This window comes from Streptomyces mesophilus, assembly GCF_011044995.1.
Lineage (GTDB): Bacteria > Actinomycetota > Actinomycetes > Streptomycetales > Streptomycetaceae > Streptomyces > Streptomyces mesophilus.
The window spans coordinates 1-2,708 of record NZ_JAAKZW010000424.1 but is presented as its reverse complement, the minus strand read 5'-3'; the positions used below and the strand labels follow the sequence as shown (position 1 = coordinate 2,708).

The window sequence follows — 2,708 nt, the reverse complement described above, 5'->3', positions numbered from 1 at the left end:
GAGGTGGCTGTGGCTCTGGTGCTCATCTGGAGATCCATTCCTTTACGGATCGAGGGTCTGCGGCGGAGATCACTGGGGCTGGGGCAGCCGCTGTCGCAGCTCGGCGTTCTCGCGTTCGAGGTCGGCGATGCGGTCGTGGAGCGAGACGAGCGCCTCTTCGACACCGTCGCGGGGGAGGAGCTGGGGGATGTGCTGGGAGCAGTTCCAGTTGTGGCCCTCGACGTCGATCAGCAGCGCTCGTTCCGGCCGGCCCGGGTAGCCGTCGACGGTCAGCGCGGCGAGCGTCGCGGGGTCGTCCGCCGCCTCGACGACGCGGGCGCGGCCGAGGATCTTGAGCCGGGCCTGGTGGGTGTAGTCCATGAGGAACAGGGCCACGCGGCCGTCATGGTCGAGGTTGCCGCGGGTGATGTACTGACGGTTCCCCCTCAAGTCCGCGAAACCGAGGGTGTGTTCGCCCAGCACCTTGAGGAACCCGCGCGGACCGCCGCGGTGCTGGATGTAGGGCCAGCCGGTTTCGCTGACGGTGGCGAGGTAGAAACTGTCGCGCTGCGCGATGAAGGCCGCTTCGTCGCGGCCGATCGGGTCGGCGGCTTCGGAGCCGTCGGCCATACGCCGGTAGGCGCGGTCGCTCCCGTGCAGTCGCTGGTGCTCCTGTACGGCCGGGGTGAAGGCCAGCTGAGCGAAACGGTTGCTCATGGGTGCCCTCTCGTCGGGACTGAGTCGGGGACTGACGTCCGTTCTAGCGTTTGTGCTCCTCCTCAACCGTTAGAAACTGGGGTTGATTCCGGGTTCGCGGATATTTCTTGGTGGCCTTCAGCGAGGGCGCGGGGCGGGGCGGACTTGACGCTGAGCCCGGCCGCCGAGGCCCGTCGCAGGACGCCCATTCCCGGCCGCGGGATCCTGCGGCCCATGTGGGACATCGGGCACCGCTCGCCGACGGGCGGAACCGCTGTCAGCGTGGCCGCCCTCTGGGTCGAGAACACGCCCCAACTGCCGCCGGGAGGACGCGCCTTGGTACGCCTCGTACCGCTCACACCGTCGCATTGGCAGCACGTGGAGACCGGCCGACACATCACCATGCACGAGGGCCGCACCGTGGCGGGCACGGCAGTGGTCCTGGAGGTTTGTCTCCCCGCCGACGCCGCATCGACCGGCTAGCCCTTCCGGACCCCGTTCCCACGCGACCGCCCCGGCCTGCGAGAGTGTTCCCGTGCTGCTGGATCCTGAGAACACGCTGTTCGTCCGAGGTGCGATGCCGGTGCTGCTACTGGCCGACGCCCCCGTTCACGATGCCCTGCCCCTGCTCACCTCGGCCGACGCGGTGCCTCTGTGCGAGGGCTGGAGCATCGCCCCGCGCCTCACCCTGTGCGTCGTGGACGGTCCCGGCGACCACGGCCTCGTCGTCCCCGCGCTGGCCGCCCCGGTGATCGGCGAGGCCGACGGCGATACGTCATCGAGCGACGCCGGCGGCACGAACAGCATGGGCGACTGGTGCGCGGACGCCGAACACGCGGGCGGAGCGGTCGTCCTGTCGGTATCTCAGCTCCCCGACCGGCTCAACTGGCCCACCTTGCTGTCCTCGGGCACGGCACGGGGTGGGTTCGTACGGGTGCTGGGCTGATCTCCGGGCAGCGCACGGCCCGCGGGGCGATCAACCCGCCTGCGGGAAGTGCGCGAGGAAGGCGTCCGCGCCGATGGCCATGCCACGGCTGAACGGCGCGTCCATGTCCCAGATCAGGAAGAGGAGGAAGGTGAACAGCGCGCAGTACAGGCCCGCCACCGTCAACTCCCGTGCCGTGCGCCTGATCTGCAGCGCGAAGACCATGCCGATCGATACCACCGCACCGCCGATCAGGCCGAACCAGACCACCGCCGGCATCGTGGGCTGGGCCGCCGCGCCGCGGTCCGTCCGTGCCTCGTCGGCGATGGCGATCCGGTCGGCCATGGGGGCGTAGGCCTGTCCCTGGAGCTCGTTGCGCGGCTCGCCGGCGAGCACCGCGGTGCGTACGGCTCCGAACAGCTGCCCGGTCCGGTCGTCGAGGCGGCCGTGGTCGGCCATCGTCGACCACTCGGTGCGCACCACATGGGCTACGTAGGCGTCGATGCTCTCGCCGATCCGCTGCCGATCCGCTGCCGGGAACACCGCGGACCGTTCGGAGATCTCGTGCAGGGCCTGCGCCTCGGTCCGCACCGTGGCCTCGGCGGCGCCACGCGCCTCCCAGGCTCCCGCGATGGCGAGGCCGAGCACGATGGCGTACACGACCCCGATCATCATCGTCATGTACTCGATGACATCCGGGGTCCCGGACGGATCGTCGTCGGGACCGATGCGCCGTTGTACGACGAGGATGATCACGAAGGTGGCGGCGCAGCAGACGATCATTGCGAGCGCCAACAGAAGCCAGTGCGGCATGAGTTCCTCCCAGGGCGGGACAGTGGGGACGGCTCCGGGACTTCGGGACGGCTCCGGGACTTCGGGACGGCTCGGCGCACGCGTCAGCCGCGTCCGCCGCCGCCCCCGCCCCCGCCCCCGCCGCGAGCGAGGGCCGCGGCGGCGAGTACCGCCGGTGCCACGAGCAGCAGGGCGGTCGTGGTGAGCGGGGCGCCTTGCGGCTTCTCCTTCGTCGGCACGCCTGCGTACGCGCGGGGAATGGTGGGTGTCGGGGCCGGTGCCTGGGAGTTCGTGGGTGTGGGTGTGGGTGTGGGTG

The 2,708-nt window shown here is 70.6% G+C and carries 4 protein-coding genes and 1 pseudogene; 2 read left to right on the top strand and 3 right to left on the bottom strand.

Translation table 11 applies throughout. The features are described from left to right. Window positions 1–69 precede the first annotated feature (69 nt). Window positions 70–696, bottom strand: a complete 627-nt coding sequence (locus G6045_RS40220) for a pyridoxamine 5'-phosphate oxidase family protein (protein WP_165337198.1) — start codon at window positions 694–696, stop codon at window positions 70–72. Window positions 697–909: 213 nt separating this feature from the next. Between G6045_RS40220 and G6045_RS40215 the strand changes: the two genes are divergently transcribed. Then, on the top strand, window positions 910–1,158 hold the full coding sequence (locus G6045_RS40215; protein WP_408056428.1) for a hypothetical protein: 249 nt from the start codon (window positions 910–912) through the stop codon (window positions 1,156–1,158). A 52-nt stretch (window positions 1,159–1,210) separates the two neighbouring features. Next, window positions 1,211–1,621 carry a hypothetical protein gene (locus G6045_RS40210; protein ID WP_165337197.1) on the top strand — a complete coding sequence of 137 codons (411 nt, stop codon included), beginning with the start codon at window positions 1,211–1,213 and terminating at the stop codon, window positions 1,619–1,621. A 30-nt stretch (window positions 1,622–1,651) separates the two neighbouring features. On the opposite strand, the gene G6045_RS40205 is transcribed toward G6045_RS40210, so the two are convergent. Further along, window positions 1,652–2,413 (bottom strand): bestrophin-like domain, encoded by a 762-nt coding sequence (locus G6045_RS40205; protein WP_165337196.1) that lies wholly within the window; start codon window positions 2,411–2,413, stop codon window positions 1,652–1,654. A gap of 83 nt (window positions 2,414–2,496) precedes the next feature. Beyond that, window positions 2,497–2,708 (bottom strand): annotated as a pseudogene (locus tag G6045_RS41050) (metallophosphoesterase); the annotation flags it as partial.

Coding starts and splice junctions, on each gene's coding strand:
- G6045_RS40215 (WP_408056428.1), top strand. CDS start 910: ATGTGGGACATCGGGCACCGCTCGCCGACGGGCGGAACCGCTGTCAGC.
- G6045_RS40205 (WP_165337196.1), bottom strand. CDS start 2,413: ATGCCGCACTGGCTTCTGTTGGCGCTCGCAATGATCGTCTGCTGCGCC.
- G6045_RS40220 (WP_165337198.1), bottom strand. CDS start 696: ATGAGCAACCGTTTCGCTCAGCTGGCCTTCACCCCGGCCGTACAGGAG.